The sequence below is a fragment of the Modestobacter versicolor genome (genome assembly GCF_041028285.1).
Lineage (GTDB): Bacteria > Actinomycetota > Actinomycetes > Mycobacteriales > Geodermatophilaceae > Modestobacter > Modestobacter versicolor_A.
The window spans coordinates 39,418-55,336 of sequence record NZ_JABGDB010000003.1 but is presented as its reverse complement, the minus strand read 5'-3'; the positions used below and the strand labels follow the sequence as shown (position 1 = coordinate 55,336).

At 75.4% G+C, this 15,919-nt stretch carries 18 protein-coding genes; 5 read left to right on the top strand and 13 right to left on the bottom strand.

What is annotated here, in order from left to right:
• Nucleotides 1-68: 68 nt before the first annotated feature.
• Complete coding sequence (locus HL054_RS11495) at nt 69-782, bottom strand: TetR family transcriptional regulator (RefSeq protein WP_369139140.1); 714 nt, start codon at nt 780-782, stop codon at nt 69-71.
• A 109-nt stretch (nt 783-891) separates the two neighbouring features.
• Between HL054_RS11495 and HL054_RS11490 the strand changes: the two genes are divergently transcribed.
• Complete coding sequence (locus HL054_RS11490; RefSeq protein ID WP_369139139.1) at nt 892-1,575, top strand: DUF4386 domain-containing protein; 684 nt, start codon at nt 892-894, stop codon at nt 1,573-1,575.
• 51 nt (nt 1,576-1,626) lie between these two features.
• Here HL054_RS11490 and HL054_RS11485 read toward each other — a convergent pair whose 3' ends face one another.
• The 7 genes from HL054_RS11485 to mftA form a co-directional block, all read right to left on the bottom strand.
• Complete coding sequence (locus HL054_RS11485; RefSeq protein WP_369139690.1) at nt 1,627-2,559, bottom strand: vWA domain-containing protein; 933 nt, start codon at nt 2,557-2,559, stop codon at nt 1,627-1,629.
• A gap of 60 nt (nt 2,560-2,619) precedes the next feature.
• Nucleotides 2,620-3,606: an AAA family ATPase gene (locus tag HL054_RS11480; RefSeq protein WP_369139138.1), complete on the bottom strand. Its 987-nt coding sequence runs from the start codon at nt 3,604-3,606 to the stop codon at nt 2,620-2,622.
• A gap of 53 nt (nt 3,607-3,659) precedes the next feature.
• Entirely contained in the window at nt 3,660-4,496 is an 837-nt protein-coding gene (locus HL054_RS11475) for a mycofactocin-coupled SDR family oxidoreductase (RefSeq protein WP_369139137.1), read from the bottom strand.
• On the bottom strand, nt 4,493-5,308 hold the full coding sequence (locus tag HL054_RS11470) for a mycofactocin-coupled SDR family oxidoreductase (RefSeq protein WP_369139136.1): 816 nt from the start codon (nt 5,306-5,308) through the stop codon (nt 4,493-4,495). Before HL054_RS11470 ends, HL054_RS11475 begins: the two co-directional genes overlap by 4 nt.
• Nucleotides 5,309-5,454: 146 nt before the next feature.
• A complete protein-coding gene (gene mftC / locus HL054_RS11465) occupies nt 5,455-6,690 on the bottom strand; it encodes a mycofactocin radical SAM maturase (RefSeq protein ID WP_369139135.1) in 1,236 nt (411 codons plus the stop codon).
• On the bottom strand, nt 6,687-7,073 hold the full coding sequence (gene mftB / locus HL054_RS11460) for a mycofactocin biosynthesis chaperone MftB (protein ID WP_369139134.1): 387 nt from the start codon (nt 7,071-7,073) through the stop codon (nt 6,687-6,689). Before mftB ends, mftC begins: the two co-directional genes overlap by 4 nt.
• Before the next feature lie 26 nt (nt 7,074-7,099).
• Nucleotides 7,100-7,222, bottom strand: a complete 123-nt coding sequence (gene mftA / locus HL054_RS11455; protein ID WP_369139133.1) for a mycofactocin precursor MftA — start codon at nt 7,220-7,222, stop codon at nt 7,100-7,102.
• Nucleotides 7,223-7,356: 134 nt separating this feature from the next.
• Here mftA and mftR point away from each other — a divergent pair, with 134 nt between their 5' ends.
• Nucleotides 7,357-7,950 (top strand): mycofactocin system transcriptional regulator, encoded by a 594-nt coding sequence (gene mftR, locus HL054_RS11450; RefSeq protein ID WP_369139132.1) that lies wholly within the window; start codon nt 7,357-7,359, stop codon nt 7,948-7,950.
• Nucleotides 7,951-8,121: 171 nt separating this feature from the next.
• Here mftR and HL054_RS11445 read toward each other — a convergent pair whose 3' ends face one another.
• The 4 genes from HL054_RS11445 to HL054_RS11430 all read right to left on the bottom strand — a co-directional run bounded on the left by HL054_RS11445 (nt 8,122) and on the right by HL054_RS11430 (nt 11,824).
• The gene (locus HL054_RS11445; protein WP_369139131.1) at nt 8,122-8,673 is read right to left on the bottom strand and encodes a hypothetical protein; all 552 of its coding nucleotides are present in this window, start codon (nt 8,671-8,673) and stop codon (nt 8,122-8,124) included.
• 129 nt (nt 8,674-8,802) lie between these two features.
• Nucleotides 8,803-10,005, bottom strand: a complete 1,203-nt coding sequence (locus HL054_RS11440; RefSeq protein ID WP_369139689.1) for a cysteine desulfurase-like protein — start codon at nt 10,003-10,005, stop codon at nt 8,803-8,805.
• A 12-nt stretch (nt 10,006-10,017) separates the two neighbouring features.
• A complete protein-coding gene (locus HL054_RS11435) occupies nt 10,018-11,436 on the bottom strand; it encodes a bifunctional 3-(3-hydroxy-phenyl)propionate/3-hydroxycinnamic acid hydroxylase (protein WP_369139130.1) in 1,419 nt (472 codons plus the stop codon).
• A 28-nt stretch (nt 11,437-11,464) separates the two neighbouring features.
• Nucleotides 11,465-11,824: a hypothetical protein gene (locus tag HL054_RS11430; protein ID WP_369139129.1), complete on the bottom strand. Its 360-nt coding sequence runs from the start codon at nt 11,822-11,824 to the stop codon at nt 11,465-11,467.
• 171 nt (nt 11,825-11,995) lie between these two features.
• On the opposite strand from HL054_RS11430, the gene HL054_RS11425 reads away from it, so the two are divergent.
• The 3 genes from HL054_RS11425 (at nt 11,996) to HL054_RS11415 (ending at nt 15,276) form a co-directional block, all read left to right on the top strand.
• Nucleotides 11,996-13,123: an NDMA-dependent alcohol dehydrogenase gene (locus HL054_RS11425; RefSeq protein WP_369139128.1), complete on the top strand. Its 1,128-nt coding sequence runs from the start codon at nt 11,996-11,998 to the stop codon at nt 13,121-13,123.
• A gap of 111 nt (nt 13,124-13,234) precedes the next feature.
• Entirely contained in the window at nt 13,235-14,227 is a 993-nt protein-coding gene (locus HL054_RS11420) for an AAA family ATPase (RefSeq protein WP_369139127.1), read from the top strand.
• A gap of 131 nt (nt 14,228-14,358) precedes the next feature.
• Nucleotides 14,359-15,276 carry a vWA domain-containing protein gene (locus tag HL054_RS11415; RefSeq protein WP_369139126.1) on the top strand — a complete coding sequence of 306 codons (918 nt, stop codon included), beginning with the start codon at nt 14,359-14,361 and terminating at the stop codon, nt 15,274-15,276.
• Here the strand turns inward: HL054_RS11415 and HL054_RS11410 are convergent.
• Nucleotides 15,273-15,839, bottom strand: coding sequence for an MOSC domain-containing protein (locus HL054_RS11410; protein ID WP_369139125.1), 567 nt, complete (start codon nt 15,837-15,839; stop codon nt 15,273-15,275). The two genes, HL054_RS11415 and HL054_RS11410, sit on opposite strands and share 4 nt — an antisense overlap.
• Nucleotides 15,840-15,919 lie beyond the last annotated feature (80 nt).

The window sequence follows — 15,919 nt, the reverse complement described above, 5'->3', positions numbered from 1 at the left end:
TCCGGGCCTGGTCGCGCCGCTGCGCTGACCCGCCCCGGGGGCCCCGTCCGACAGCTCAGCCGGCCGGGTCAGCCGACCGGTCGGCGGGAGCTCCAGCCGCGCTCGCGGAGGCGGTCGAAGGCGTCGAGCAGCAGGTCGAGGGCGAACTCGAACTCGAACTCCTCGTCGCAGCCCGCACCGACGCCGGCCAGGTCGCCGCCGGTCGCGGCCATCGCGATCTCCAGCACGTGCGGGTACCGCCGCCCGAAGTCGGCCATCGCCGCCTGCAGCTGCTCGGGGTCCACCTCGGGCGGGTCCGCGGCCGGCGCCTCCTCGAACAGCTCGGGGCTGAACCCCCACATCCGGTTGCCCAGCGCGTGCATGACGTGGTGGGTCAGGTCGACGGAGAACCCGCCGCGCCGGAACACCCCGGCCAGGGCGTCCATATACCCCAGCACGACCGGTGTCCGGTGGGTGCGCGACTCGATGGCCGGGCGCGCCCACGGGTGCCGCAGCACCGCGCGCCGCGCCGCCAGGACGCGCTGCCGGACGGCGTCCTGCCAGCCCAGCTCCGGGTCGACCGGCCCGACCTCCCCGAGCACGACGTCGACCATCCCGTCGAGCAGCTCGTCCTTGTTCGCGATGTGCTTGTACAGCGCCATCGGGACCACGCCCAGGTGCTGCGCGAGCCCTCGCATGCTCACCGCGTCGATGCCGGCCTCGTCGGCGAGCGCGACGGCGGCGGCGAGCACCCGGTCGCGGTTCAGCGGCACCCGACGTGCCGGTGCGGCCCGGTCGGCCATCGGACCCCCGATCCGGACCGGCGCGCGGTCCTTGACAGGCGTACACCGTACACCTACCGTCCGACCGCATAGGTGTACGCCGTACACCTCTGGACGGAGGGGCACGCACATGAGCTCGACCAGACCGACCGCGGTCGTCACCGGGGTCTTCTTCGTGGTGGCTGCGGTCGCCGCCGTCGTCGGCCTCGCCCTGTACGGGCCGGTGCTCGACGACCCGGCATACGTCCTCGGGGCGGGCGCCGACACCCGCGTGCTGCTGGGTGCGGCCTGCGAGGCGCTGCTGGTCGCCAGCGTCATCGGCACCGGCGTGACGCTCTACCCGGTGCTGCGGGCGCACGGCGCCGGCCTGGCCCTCGGCTACGCGGCCGGCCGCACCCTGGAGGCGGCCGTGATCACCGTCGGCATCGTCAGCCTGCTGGCGGTGGTCACCCTCCGCCGGGACGCCGCCGGTGCCGACGCCGACAGCCTGGTCACCGTCGCCCGCGCGCTGGTGGCCGTGCACGACTGGACGTTCCTGGTCGGCCCCGGCCTGGTGATCGGGGTGAACAGCTGGCTGCTGGCCCTGCTGGTGTACCGCTCGCAGCTCGTGCCCCGGCCGATCGCCGTGCTCGGGCTGGTCGGGGGCCCGCTGGTCCTCCTCTCCTCGACCGCGGTGCTGTTCGGCGCCTACGAGCAGCTGTCCCCCCTCGGCGGCCTCGCCGCCGTCCCGGTCGCCGCGTGGGAGATGAGCCTGGCCGCCTGGCTGATCGTCAAGGGCTTCCAGCGGTCCGCCCGCGAGCTCGTGCCGGCCTGAGGCCGGGCCGCCGGTCGCCGGTCACCGGTCGCCGGTCGCCGGTCGCGCTGGTCAGTCGGCGAAGACGGCGGTGAGCGCGGCGGCGACGTCCCGGTGGTCGCGCACCAGCCGGACCCGGCCCCGACCGGCGCGGGCCAGGTCCCGGCCCAGCTCGACGTCGACCTCGCCGGAGGTGTCCAGCAGCACGTCCAGCCGCGGCAGCCGCGCGGCGGTGAGCCTCGGGTCGGGGCCGGCGTTGTGCACGCAGTCGCTCAGCAGCAGCACCCGGGCGTCCCGCTGCGGCACCCCGGCCAGCTGCCGCGCCGCGGTCTCCAGCGCGAAGGTCACGTTGGTCAGCCCCTGGGTGGGCACCCGCAGCAGCAGGTCCAGGACGGCCAGCGGCGCCACCTGCTCCCCGCGCCGCACCAGCACCGCCGCGTCGGACCAGAACGCGACGACGGCCAGCTGGTCGCGCGCCAGCTCCCCGGCCAGCGCGCCCACCGTCGCGGCCGCCGTCCGGAGCCGCTCGCCCTTCATCGACCCGGACACGTCGACGACCAGCACCACCGAGCGCTGCTGCCGGACCCGCTCCCGCACGACGACGTCGGTCGCCTCCGGGAAGGGGTCGCCGGCGATCGCCTCCAGCGTGCGCTCCAGGTCGAGCTCGTCGGACCCGCCGCTCCAGGGGGCGCTGGTCAGCTCGCCGACCCCGCGCCGCGCCCGGCGGTCCCGCGGCGGGCGCGGCACCGCCAGCCGCCGCGCGATCTCCCGCGCCCGCCGGCGCGTGAGCTGGTCGCCCGTGCTCTCCGTGGCCAGGTCGGCGAGCGCGATCAGCTCGGCCGGCTCGTCGGTCGTCCCGGACGCCGTACCCCCCGCCCGGGTGGCCGCGGTCCGGGTGCGCCGCCGGTCACCGGACGAGAGCGCGAGCCCCCCGCCCCCGCGCGCGGGCTCGTAGAGCGACGGCTGGTCGGTCAGCTGCTTGGGCCTGCGGCGCAACGGGCGCATCCCCCGGGGCGCCCCGGACCGGTCCCGTCGGGTCACCGGCGAGTCGGCCTCGACGGCTCTTCAACCAGGCTCGGCCGCCGCCGGCTGCAGCAGGAAGTGGTCCTCCCAGATCTCCCGCAGCACCGCCTCCGGCGTGGACTCCAGCGTCTCGTCGAGGAAGATCCTCCCGGACAGCGCCAACAGCACGGCGTCCAGGACGACGGCGGTGTACTCCTCCGGCAACCCGCGGGGCGGGGCGACCGACGGCTCGTCGGGCAGCGGCACCCCGCGCATGGCGGCCAGCTGGGCGGCGACCAGCGCGGTGTCGATGGCGCCGCGCACGCTGCTGCCCTGCCGGACGTCGTCCCGCTCCCGGGTCGCCCGGGTCAGCGCGACCGCGTCGGCGACCAGCCGGGGCGACTCCACCCCGGTGCGCCGGCCGACGATCCCGCGCTCGGCCTCGGCGTCCTGGTAGCCGATCGCCAGCCGGCACAGCCGGTCGTGCACCGAGGTGGACAGCCGGGTCGTGCCCACGTTGTCGTAGGGGTTCATCGACGCGATGACCCGGAAGCTGGCCAGGGCCTCCACGACGCCGACCCGCGGGACGGCGATCCGGCGCTCGGCCATGGCCGTGAGCAGCGTGTTCAGGGTGTCCTCGGGAGCGCGGTTGAACTCCTCCACGTAGAGGAACCCGCCGGTGCGCATGGCCTCGACCAGCGGGCCGGGGACGAAGTTGTCCGGCGAGTAGTCCTCGCGCAGCACCCGGGCGGGGTCGTGGTGGCCGACCAGCCGGGTCGGGGTCAGGTCGGCGTTGCCCTCGACGAAGACCAGCGGGATGCCCCACTCGGTGGTGATCGACCGCAGCAGCGTCGACTTGGAGGTGCCCGGCGGCCCCTCGAGCAGGACGTCGCGGCCGGCGGCGACCGCGGCGAGCAGCAGGTCCAGCTCGCGTTCCCGGCCGACGAGGTGCCGGGCCACCCGCCCGCGCACCGCGCGGACCGAGGCGCCGTCGTCACCGGTGACCCGCCGTCCGGTCACCAGCGGGTCGTCGTCCTCGTGCCTGCTCATGCGCCCCTCGGTCCCGAGGTCGCCGGGCGGCGTCCCCGCCGCCCGGCGACTGCTCACTTGACGGTGTAGCCGGCGTCGACCGGGAGGGTCACGCCGGTGATGTAGCGCGCCTCGTCGGAGACGAGGAACAGGATGGCGTTGGAGATGTCCACCGGCTCCACCCACGGGATGGGCAGGGCGTTGGTCGAGGCGAAGATCGGCTCGGCCTTCTCCCGGCTGGGTGCCGGGTCGTCGGGCGCGAACAGCCCCCAGGTCTTCTCGTTCTGGATCATCACCGTGTCCACCCCGGTCGGGTGCACGCTGTTGACCCGGATCGAGTGATGGGCGAACTCGTTGGCCAGCGTCCGCATGATGCCCACGACGCCGTGCTTGGCCGCCGTGTAGTGGATCGTGTTCGGCGTCCCCTTGAGCCCGGCGGTGGAGCTGGTGAGCACGATCGCCCCGCCCCGGCCGCCCTCGATCAGGTGCGGCAGCGCCACCTTGCAGGTGTTCCAGACGCCGGTGAGGTTGATGTCGATCATCTCCCGCCAGGCGTCGTCGGTGATCTCCAGTGCGGGCTGGATCTCGAACACCCCGGCGTTGCCCAGCACGATGTCGAGCCGGCCGAGCTGGGAGACGCCGTCGTCCACGGCCGCCTTCAGCGCCGCGGTGTCCCGGACGTCGGCCTTGGTGGCGACGATCCGGCGGTCGAGCGCCTCGACCTGGCGCACCGTCTCGGCCAGGTCCTCGTCGGTGGCCGGCGGGTACATCTGGATCGACTCGACCGGCCCGGCGATGTCGACGGCGATGATGTCGGCGCCCTCCTGGGCCAGCCGCAGCGCGTGGCTGCGGCCCTGGCTCCGGGCCGCACCGGTGATGAACGCGACCTTGCCCTCTACGCGGCCGCTCACTTGGCCAGGATCCCGGCGTCGACGGGCAGGGTGACCCCGGTGACGTAGCGGCCGTCGTCGGAGACCAGGAACAGGATGGCGTTGGAGATGTCCACCGCCTCGATCATGTCCACCGGCAGCAGGTTGGTGATCGCACCGGCGATCGAGGGGTCCTCGGCCAGGAACTTCTCCATCACCGGGTTGACGACCATCGGGGTGTTCACGCCGGTCGGGTGCACGGTGTTCACCCGGATCCGGTGCTTGGCCAGCGTGTTGGCGAAGGTGCGCATCAACCCGACGACGCCGTGCTTGGCCGCGGTGTACCCCTCTCCGCCGGGGCTGTCCCCACCGATGCCCTTGAGCCCGGCGGTCGAGCTGGTCAGCACGATCGCACCGCCGTCGCCCTGCTCGACCATCGTCGGCAGGGCCGCGTGCACGGTGTTCCAGACCCCGGTCAGGTTGACGTCGATGACGTCCTGCCAGGCCTGCGGTGTCTCGCTGCCCTCGCCCATCGGCGCGATGCCGGCGTTGGCCAGCACGATGTCCAGCCGGCCCAGCTGGGCGACCCCCTCGCGCACCGCGGTGTCCAGCGCCGCCCGGTCGCGGACGTCGGCCTGGCTGGCGACGATCCGCCGGTCGAGGGCCTCGACCTCCTTCACCGTCTGCTGCAGGTCCTCCGGCGTGGCCATCGGGTAGGCGACCGAGTCGATCTGCTGGCACAGGTCGACGGCGATGATGTCCGCGCCCTCCTGCGCCAGCCGGACGGCGTGGCTGCGGCCCTGACCGCGCGCCGCACCGGTGATGAAGGCGACCTTCCCTTCGAGCTTTCCCATGCGTCCTTCTCCTCTGACGTCGTCGTCTCGGATCCGGTCTCTCGCCGCGTGCGGCGGGGGATCGATCCCCGGCTCCGTCGTGGAGCCGAGTTCAGGGGCGGCCCGCCGGCGGCAGGGCGGGCCGCCGGCAGCCGGCGCGCTGCGGGTCAGCCCAGCTGCAGCCCGGCCAGCGGGGACTCGTCGCAGATCTTCGCCGGCGGGACGGCCGGCATGCCCAGCAGCGTGGGCTGGCCGCGGACCGGGCCCTTGTGGCTGTGGTCGATGTGGCTCTTCGGCGTGACCAGCTGCAGGTCGCGGGCGGCCAGCGCCGTCTCGCCGTAGCCCTGCACGCACTCCGGGTCCGGGCCGTCCAGCGGCAGGCCGGTGAAGAACTTGGCCGCCATGCAGCCGCCCCGGCAGGAGTCGAAGTGCTGGCACTTGGTGCACGCGCCGCCGGTCTGCGGGTTGCGCAGGTCGGCGAACAGCTCGCTGTTCTGCCACACCTGCTGGAAGCCGCCGGGGGAGCGCACGTTGCCGGCCAGGAAGTTCTCGTGGATGGCGAACGGGCAGGCGTAGACGTCGCCCACCGGGTCGATCAGGCACACGACCCGGCCGGCACCGCAGAGGTTCAGCCCGGGCAGCGCCTCACCGAACGCGGAGAGGTGGAAGAACGAGTCGCCGGTGAGCACGTTGTCGCCGTTGGCCAGCAGCCACTGGTACAGCTCCCGCTGCTGGGCCTGGGTGGGGTGCAGCTGGTCCCAGACGTCGGCGCCGCGGCCGGACGGCCGGAACCGGGTGATCCGCAGCTGGGCGCCGTAGCGGTCGGTGAGCGCCTTGAAGTCGTCGAGCTGCGAGACGTTCTCCCTGGTGACGACGACGGAGACCTTGAAGTCCTTCATCCCGGCCTCGGCCAGGTTCTCCAGCGCGCGGGTGGCGGTGGCGAAGGAGCCGGTGCCGCGGACGGCGTCGTTGACCTCGGCCGTGGCGCCGTCCAGGGAGATCTGCACGTCGACGTAGTCGGTGGCGGCCAGCTGCTGCGCACGGGTGCGGTCCAGCTTGATGCCGTTGGTGGAGAACTTGACGCCGACGTCGTGGCCGACGGCGTAGTCGAGCAGGTGCCAGAAGTCCGGGCGGACGGTGGGCTCGCCGCCGCCGACGTTGACGTAGAAGACCTGCATCCGCTGCAGCTCGTCGATGACCGCCTCGGCCTCGGCGGTGCTCAGCTCCCGCGGGTCACGCCGTCCGGAGGAGGACAGGCAGTGCACGCACGCCAGGTTGCAGGCGTAGGTGAGCTCCCAGGTCAGGCAGATGGGCGCGTCCAGGCCGTACTCGAACTGGTCGATCAGCCGGCCACCGGTGGGGCGCGGCGGCGCTGCGGGGCGGACGGGCAGGACGGCGGTCATGGTTCCTCCGTGGGGGCCGGGCCGGCGGGCGACGCCGTCCGTCGTTCGATCATCTGCGAGCGGGCCAGCGTGGCCAGCGCGGTGACGTAGGCCGGGTGCTGCGCCTCGGGCACGGCGCAGGCGACGAGGGTGCTGGGGACGTCGGGGTGGTCCTGCAGGGCCTTCACCACGGCGACCAGGGGCATCGACTTGAGGAAGGACAGCTTCCGGTTGCCGAAGTGGTAGACGAGCGCACCGAAGGGCTCCGGGCGCAGCGCCACCGACGGCGACTTCCGCCAGGGCACCGAGGGGTCGAACGGGACCTCGTCACGGGGCACGGTCACCGGCTCCGCGACCGGCTGCACGCCGGTCGCGGAGTCGGTCACCAGTGCGGGCTGCGTCACCGGCGTGGCGGTCGACGGCGCGTCGATCAGTACACCCCGCACATGCCGTCGATGGAGACCTCCTCCACGAGGGACTCCTCGACGAGGGCCTCCTCGGCAGCCGCCACGGGGGCGTCGGTCTGGATCTCGGCCTGCGTCGTCTCGGGCATGCGGACCTCCGGTGAGCTGGATCACGGTCGGGACCCCGCAGACGTTAGTGACACCGAGTGCCACGAGCAAGACCCGTTCCGGACTCGTCGCGTCGGGCCGCCGCCCCGGCCCGCCGACGGGGCAGGATGGGGGCATGACCCAGACCGTGGTCGTCGCCGACGCGCGCGAGGAGACCCGCACGCGCATCGAGTCCGCCGCCCTGGACCTGTTCACCGCCCACGGCTTCGAGCGGGTGACCACCGACGAGATCGCCGACGCCGCGGGCATCAGCCGGCGCACGTTCTTCCGGCACGTCAGCGGCAAGGCCGACGCGGTGTGGGGCGACTTCGACGCCCACGTCGTCCGGCTGGCGGAGATGCTGGCGGCCACCACCGACGACGCGTCGGTGCTCGCCTCGATCTGCGCGGCCTACGTCGAGGTCAACGACTACCGCGAGGCCGACCTGCCGATGCTGCGGCAGCGGATGCGGCTGATCCTCACCGAGCCGGCGCTGCAGGCCCACTCGCAGGTGCGCTACGCCGCGGTCGACCGGGTGGTGGCGGCGCACGTGGCGGCCCGGACCGGGGTGGACCCCGACGCGCTGGTGCCGCGGCTGGTCGCGATCAGCACCCGGGCGGCGGCGACCACCGCGTTCGAGGTGTGGCTGGCCGACGGCCGGGTGCCGTTGGGCGCCGCGCTGCACCAGGCCTTCGACGAGCTGGCCGGCGGCTTCCCCTCGCTGCGCTGACCACCGGCCCGGGCGCCGACCCGGGCGCATTGCACGCATACCGGTCGCAGCGCACGCGCTGCGGCCCGTCCGGTGCGACCGGAGTGCGTGCGGTGCGGGGTCCGACGTCGTGCCGCCCGGGACGCGGGGCCTGCGCGGCAGGCCCCGATCCCCGCGTCCCGGGCGCGGACGTCAGAGGGTGGAGTTCTTCTCCGAGATGCCGCGCAGCACCTCGGACGGGCGCTGCTGCTCGCCGGCGTAGGAGCTGAGGACCACCAGCGTGCCGGTGATCGCCGGGATGACCCACTGCAGCTGGTCGAGGCGCTCCTGGGCGGCGGCGATGTCGGCGCGGGCCCGCTTGGAGGGCTTGGTGCCGCGCTTGGACGGCGTGGCGCCGCCCTGCGAGACGACCTTGCCGAGCACCCGGCTGTAGGCGGTGACGCCCAGAGCCGCGGCGGTGAGCACCGTCTTGGCCGCCGACATGCCGCCGACGCCCTTCTGCTGGGCGACCCGGTCCTTGTTGGCGCCGAGCTGGCCGACGCTGCCGATGAGGTGCGCGCCGATGGCGGCGGCGTTGACCGGGGTCCAGCGGTTCCAGCCGGCGTTGGCGACGGCGCCGGTGGCGGCGTCGCTGCCGGCCTCGGCCGCGGCGGGGTTCAGCGCGACCGCGTTGGCCAGCGTGCCGCCGAACCAGGCGGCGAGGCCGACGTCGTGCAGGGAGCGGGACAGCGTGTTGCGGGCCATGGGTGAGCTCCTGTGATCGGGGGTCGGTGCAGCTCCGGTACCCAGGCGTTCCGGTTGCACGCGTCCGATCGGGTGCCGCGTCGATCTGCCCCAGGCCGGACCACGCCCCGGCCGGGGGCCGGCGCCGGCTCAGCTCGCCAGCCACTCCCGCAGGCCGGTGAGCAGCCGGTCGACGTCCGCGTCGTCGGTGTAGGGCGCGAGCCCGACCCGCAGCCCGCCGGCGTCGCCCAGCCCGAGGTGCCGCGACGCCTCGAGGGCGTAGAACGAGCCGGCCGGTGCGTTGACCCCGCGGTCGGCGAGGAACCGGTGGGCGTCGGCGGCGTCCCGGCCGGCGAAGGTGAGCAGCAGGGTGGGGGTGCGGTGGCCCGCCCGCGACCAGAGCGTCACGCCGGGCAGCTCGCGCAGCGCGTCCTCGATGCGGGTCCGCAGCCGGTCCTCGTGCTCCTCCAGGGCCGTCATCGCCGCGGTGAGCCGGGCCCGCCGGTCGCCCTCGGGCCCGGCGAGGCCGGCCAGCAGGTCGATCGCCGCCGTGGTGCCGGCCAGCTGCTCGTAGGGCAGCGTGCCGAGCTCGAACCGCTCCGGGACGGCGTCGGTCGAGGGCAGCAGCTTGTCCGGGTGCAGCGTCCCCAGCAGGGCCGGGGCGGCGACCAGGCAGCCGCAGTGCGGGCCGAGGAACTTGTACGGCGAGCAGACGAAGAAGTCCGCGCCGAGGGCGGTGACGTCGACCGGCGCGTGCGCGGTGAGGTGCACGCCATCGACCCAGGTCAGCGCGCCGGCGGCGTGCGCCAGCGCGGTGATCGCCGGCACGTCGGGCCGGGTGCCGAGCAGGTTCGAGGCGCCCGTGACGGCGACCAGCCGGGTGCTCGGCGACAGCAGGGCGCCGACCGTCGCGGGGTCCAGCTCGCCGGTCGCCGGGTCGAAGTCGGCCCAGCGCACGGTCGCGCCGCGGGCGGCGGCGGCCTGCACCCACGGGCGGACGTTCGCGTCGTGGTCCAGCCGGGTCACCACCACCTCGTCGCCGGGGCCCCAGCCGGCCGACAGCACCCGGGACAGCTCGTAGGTGAGCGCGGTCGCGCTGCGGCCGAACACCACCCCGCCGGGGTCGCCGCCGGTCAGGTCGGCGATCGCCTGCCGGGCCTCCCGGACGACGGCGTCGGCGTTGCGCTCGGCCTGCGTCACCGCACCGCGGTTCGCCATCGGCCGGGTGAGCGTGTCGGCCATCGCCCGGGCCACCTCGACCGGGGTCTGCGTGCCGCCCGGACCGTCGAAGTGGGCGGCGCCGTCGGCCAGGGCGGGGAAGGAGGCGCGGAGGGCCGCGACGTCGAGACTCATCACCGCCAGACGCTAGCCCCGGGCGACGGCGGCGACGATCCGGTCCGGCCGCACCAGCACCGACCGGCCGCGCAGCCAGCGCACCAGCTCCGGGGACCCCAGCTGGTCGGCGCGCAGCACCGGTCCCGGCCAGCCGGCGGGCACCGCGCCGCCGGCGGTCAGCACCGACCAGCCCTCACCGAGGACGTCGTCCAGCCGCCCGCCGCCCGCCACCGCCGGCTGGGGCAGCAGCCCACCGACCGGCGAGCCGGGCGCCCACCCGGGACGGCGGACCAGCGGGCCGGGCCGCAGCGGCGGCGTCCGGCTGGCCGAGGCGAAGGCGGCCAGCCGCGGCAGCCGGCGGACCGCGGCGAGCACGCCCCGCCGGAGCAGCGCCGCCCGGTCGCCGCCGCCGGTCATCAGCCGGCCGAGCAGGACCGCGAGCCGGACCAGCGCGGTGGCGTGCGGCGCGCGCTCGGCCTGGTGGGTGTCCAGCAGGGCGTCGTCGGCGCCGGCCAGGACCGCGGCGAGCTTCCAGCTCAGCTGGTGCACGTCGCGCAGCCCCAGGCCCAGCCCCTGGCCGATGAACGGCGGGGTCAGGTGGGCGGCGTCCCCGCAGAGCAGCACCCGGCCGCGGCGCCATCGGTCGGCCACCTGCGCGGCGAAGGTGTACTCGGCGGCCCGGACGACGGTGCAGCCCGCCGCGCCGAACCGGTCCAGCAGCGCGCCGAGGTCGAGCCCGGCCGCCGTCTCGCCGTCGCGCAGCCGGAACTCGGCGCGGTAGCGGTCGCCGGTGACGGGCATGAAGGTCGCCGGCCGGACCGGGTCGCAGACCTGGTGCACCCCGGGCCAGACGTCCAGCGGGGCGTCGGCCAGCAGGTCGACCACCAGCCAGCGCTCGGCCGGTCCCAGGTCCCGCATCCGCGCCCCGAGCAGCCGCCGCACCGTGCTGTGCGCCCCGTCGCAGCCCAGCACCGCCTCGGCCTCGACCACCTGCTCCTCACCGGTCGCTCGGTCGCGGACGGTGAGACGAACCGGTCCGCGCTGTTCCACGTGCAACACCTCCACGTGCACCACTTCCACGCCGCCGCGCAGCTCCGCCCGCGGTTCGGCGGCCAGCGCGCTGCGGAGCACCCGCTCCAGGTCCGGCTGGCTGAACATCGACGCCTGCGGCCAGCCGTGCTCACCGTCCCCGCGGGGGAACTCGGCGAGCGTGCGGCCGTCGCCGTCCAGCAGCCGGAGCCCGGCCATCGGCCGGCTCACCGCGGCGAAGGCGTCGGCGACCCCGGCCGCCTGCAGCACCCGCAGCGACTCGTCGTCCAGGTGGACCGCCCGCGGGTCGGGGTGCGCGGCGGTGTGCCGGTCCAGCACCAGGACGTCGACGCCGCGACGGGCCAGCAGCAGCGCCGCCGTCACCCCGACCGGCCCGGCGCCGACGACCACGACCGTCACGCCGCCGAGTCTGCCCGCCGCTGGCCGGTCAGCGACCGGCGCGCTCGTCCCGCACGCCGGCCAGCAGCGTCAGCAGACCCCAGGCGGCGGCACCGGCGGCGACCGGGACCCGGGTGGGGCGTCCCGCCAGCCCGGTGCCGAAGGCGGCCGCGTCCCCGCAGTCGGCAAGCACCCGGGCGGCGACGAACAGCCACCGCGCCCGTCCGGCCGGCGCCACGGCCAGCGCGAGACCGAGTGCGGTGTCGCGGACCCCGAGCGAGCGGACCAGCGTGCGGGTGTCCCGGGAGTCCGCCAGCCCGGCCGGCCCGATCAGCACGCCCGGCGCGAGGACGAGGGCCGCGGAGTACGCGGCGGTGGCCGCCCCGACGACGGCGGTGGACGACGGCACGGCGCTCCTCCGGGGTTCGACGACCGCACCATCCGAGCAGCCCGGAGCTGCGCGCGCCACCTGGCACCCGATCGGCCCCTACCCGTCGGTGTGACGCGTGTCATACGGTGCCAGGGTGCGCTCGAGCGCACGTCCGATGCCCTCGACGACGAGGGCGACGAGGAGGTCCCTGTGCCCGTCAACACCCGCGGTGCGATCCTGCGCCAGGCCCCCGGCTCCTGGGAGGTCGTCGACCTCGTCGTCGACGACCCGCAGGCCGGTGAACTCCAGGTCAAGCTGGCCGCCTCCGGGCTGTGCCACTCCGACGACCACATCGCGACCGGCGACATGCAGGTCGGCAAGTACCCCTTCCTCGGCGGCCACGAGGGAGCCGGCGTCGTCACCGCCGTCGGCCCGGGTGTGACGGGCTTCGAGGAGGGCGACCACGTCGTCTTCTCGTTCCTGCCCGGCTGCGGCCGGTGCCGCTACTGCGCCAACGGCCAGCAGTACATCTGCGACTCCGGCGCCAACCTGCTGATCGGCTCCCGGTGGGACGACGCGACGAGCTTCCGGGTCAAGACCTCCGACGGCGAGGACGTCGGGCAGATGTGCGGGCTCGGCACCTTCGCCCAGATCACCACGGTGGACATCCGCTCCACGGTCAAGATCGACAAGAGCATCCCGCTGGACGTCGCCTGCCTGGTCGGCTGCGGCGTCGGCACCGGCTGGGGCACCGCGGTGCAGGCCGGCGAGGTGCGGGCCGGCGACACGGTCATCGTGATGGGCATCGGCGGCATCGGCATCAACGCCGTCCAGGGCGCGGCCCACGCCGGCGCCAGCCACGTCATCGCCGTCGACCCGGTGGCGTTCAAGCGGGAGAAGGCGGTGGAGCTCGGCGCGACCGAGAGCTTCGCGACCATCGAGGAGGCCGGCGAGTTCGCCCGCAGCGTCACCAACGGGCAGGGCGCGGACAAGGCGCTGGTGACCGTCGGGGTGCTCAAGGGCGAGCACGTCGCGCAGGCGTTCGACGCCATCGGCAAGGGCGGGCGGGTCGTCATCACCGGCCTGGGCGACCTCACCGACGTGGGCATCCCGATCAACCCCAGCATGCTGGCGCTGTTCACCAAGGAGATCCGCGGCGCGCTGTTCGGCGACCAGAACCCCAGCTCGGACATGCTGAAGATGCTGCGGCTCTACCAGGAGGGCAACATCAAGCTCGACGAGCTGATCACCACGCGGTACAAGCTGGACGACATCAACCAGGGCTACGAGGACCTGCACGCGGGCAAGAACATCCGCGGTGTGATCGTCTACGACTGAGACGCCCGGGATCAGGTGACCTGATCGTGCGTGCTCCTGGCTCACCTCACATGCTGAGCCAGGAGCACGCACGGTGAGCCCGGACGTCGCGGTGCCGCGGCCCAGCTCGCCGTGACCCCAGCACCGTCCGCAGCGCTCGACGAGGAGCCGACGATCAACGACCCCCGCGCCCCCCAGGACCCGCCGACCCGCCCGGGGGCCGCGCACCCCGGCCACTCCCGACCCGATGCCGCCCGGCTGGACGCCGTCGGGATGGTCCGCACCGCCCGGGAGCGCGTCGTCGCCCGCGTCGGCGAGGCCGAGGTGGTCGCCGCGGCGCTGTCCGCCGGCCGCAACGTCGTCCTGGAGGGCCCGCCCGGCACCGGCAAGACGACGCTGCTGCGGGCGCTCGCCGACGGCACCGGCGTCCCGCTGGTGCTGGTCGAGGGCAACGCCGAGCTCACCCCGACCCGGCTGGTGGGCCACCACGACGCCTCCCGGGTGCTCACCGAGGACTACCGGCCGGAGAACTTCGTGCCCGGGCCGCTCACCCGGGCGATGACCGAGGGCGCGCTGCTCTACGTCGAGGAGTTCAACCGGGTCCCCGAGGAGACGATGAACGTCCTGCTCGGCGTGCTGTCCGAGCGGGAGATGCACGTGCCGCGCTACGGCCGGGTGCCGGCCCGGCCGACGTTCCGGCTGGTCGCGGCGATGAACCCGTTCGACGCCGTGGGCACCGCGCGGATCACCCCCGCGCTCTACGACCGGTCGTGCCGGGTGGCGATGGGCTACCAGGACGAGGACGCCGAGCGCGCGGTCGTCGCCGCGGCCACCGGGGGCCTGGAGGCGCTGGTGCACCGCGCCGTCCGGGCCGTGCGGATCACCCGCGACCACGCCGAGCTGCGGATCGGCGCCTCGGTGCGCGGCGCCATCGACACGGTGCTGATCGCCACCGAGCTGGCCGTCGTGCGGGGTGTCGCCGAGGTCGACGAGCGCACCGGCGCCGACGCCGCCCTGGCCGCGCTGACCGGCAAGGTGACCGTCGCCGACGGGCTGACCCGGCCGGTCGAGGCAGTCGTCTCCGACATCTGGCGGCGGGCCGGTGAGGAGCTGGGAAAAGCCTGACGCCCGAGGCCGAGGAGCCCCGGGGAGAAGGCGTCCCACCACCGCCACCGCCACCACCGCCGCCGAGCGGACTCGCCGACCCGCCCGGCGGCCGGCCGAAGCCGCAGCCCGTCGTCCAGGAGCCCGGCGAGGTGGCCGAGCTGCTCGACGAGCGGCAGGCCCGCCGCACCGGCCGGGACGAGCTGGACCGCGCGCACCCGGAGTTCCAGCAGGTCAGCCCGCAGCTCGGGGAGCTCGACGAGGAGGCGCTCGCCGATCTCGCCGGCCGCGACCCCGACCAGGCCGCCCGGCTGCTGACCGCGCTGGGCCGGGCGTTCGACCCCGGGCTGCGCCGCGCGGCCCGGGCGCTGGCCGCCCGGTTGCCGGTGACCGCGCCCCGCACCGGGGTGCCGGACCGGTCGGGCAGCCGGCGGGTGGTCACCCGGCGCGACCCGACGGGCTCCGACGTCGACCTCGACGCCACGCTCGCCGCCCGCGGCGCCGAGCCGCACTGGCGGGCCGAGCACCTGCACACCCGCGGCTGGCGGGCCACCGGCCGCGCCTGCGTGCTGGTGGTCGACGCCTCCGGGTCGGTGGCCGGTGACGAGCTGGCGGCCGCAGTGCTCACCGCGTCCGCGCTGGCCCAGCGGATGCGTCCCGGCGACGAGCTGGCGGTGGTGGCGTTCTGGTCGACCGCGGTGGTGCTGCAGCCGTTGGGCGCCGGCGTCCGGCCGGACGTCGTCATCGACCGGTTGTTCGACCTCAAGGGCGGCGGGACGACAAACCTGGACCTCGCGCTGCGGACCGCGGGTCAGCAGCTCGCGCGCACCCGGACCGCGGCCCGCGACGTGCTGCTGCTGTCCGACGGGATGCCCACCGACAGCCCCGACCCGCGCCCCGCGGCGGCCGCGCTGGTCCGGGCCGGCGCCCGGCTGAGCGTGCTGGGGCTGTCCGCGGCACCGGAGTCGGTGGAGAACTGCACCGCGCTGGCCGCCGCCGGGGGTGGCCGGGCGGCGGCGCTGCACCGGCCGTCGCAGGCACCGGCCGCCGTCCGGGCCCTGCTGGACTAGCGGGCGCGGGGCGCCGGCCGGACGGCGTTCCCGGCCCGCGCCGGGTCCAGCGGCACCGCGGAACGCAGCACCGCGGGGCCCAGCCGCAGGACGCCGTCGGTGCGGGGCGCGCACCGGATGCCGCCGCGGCCGCGCATGCCGCGGTGCGCGCCGGGGGCCAGCGCCAGGTCCAGCCAGGCGCAAGGGTTCGCGGGCCGGCCGCCGGCGAGCACGACGCCGTCCAGGCTGAACAGCCGGCCGCGCAGGGCCTCGACCTCGGCGCCGCGCAGCACGACGTTGCGCCGGGTGGCCAGCGGGTCGAGCGGACCGGTGCCCAGCTCGGCGGCGAGTGCGTCCAGGCCCTCGGCGGCGATCACGGTCACCGAGGCGTCCCGGTGGGCGGGCACGCCGGCGTAGCGGTCGCCGACGATGCCCAGTCCGGCCCGGACCTCGACCCGGTCCCGCGACTCCACCGCCAGCGCGGCGACCGCGGCGTCCGGCCGGCCGTCCCAGCGGTGCGCCGGGGACGCGAGCAGCCCGACGACCTCGACGTCGTAGCGGTACGGCAGCTCGTCCCCGGTCACCGCTCGATCATCGCGTTCGACCCCACCGTGGGGCGAAGATGGCCATCTCCGCCCCACGGAGGAGGGCGGAGATGGCCATC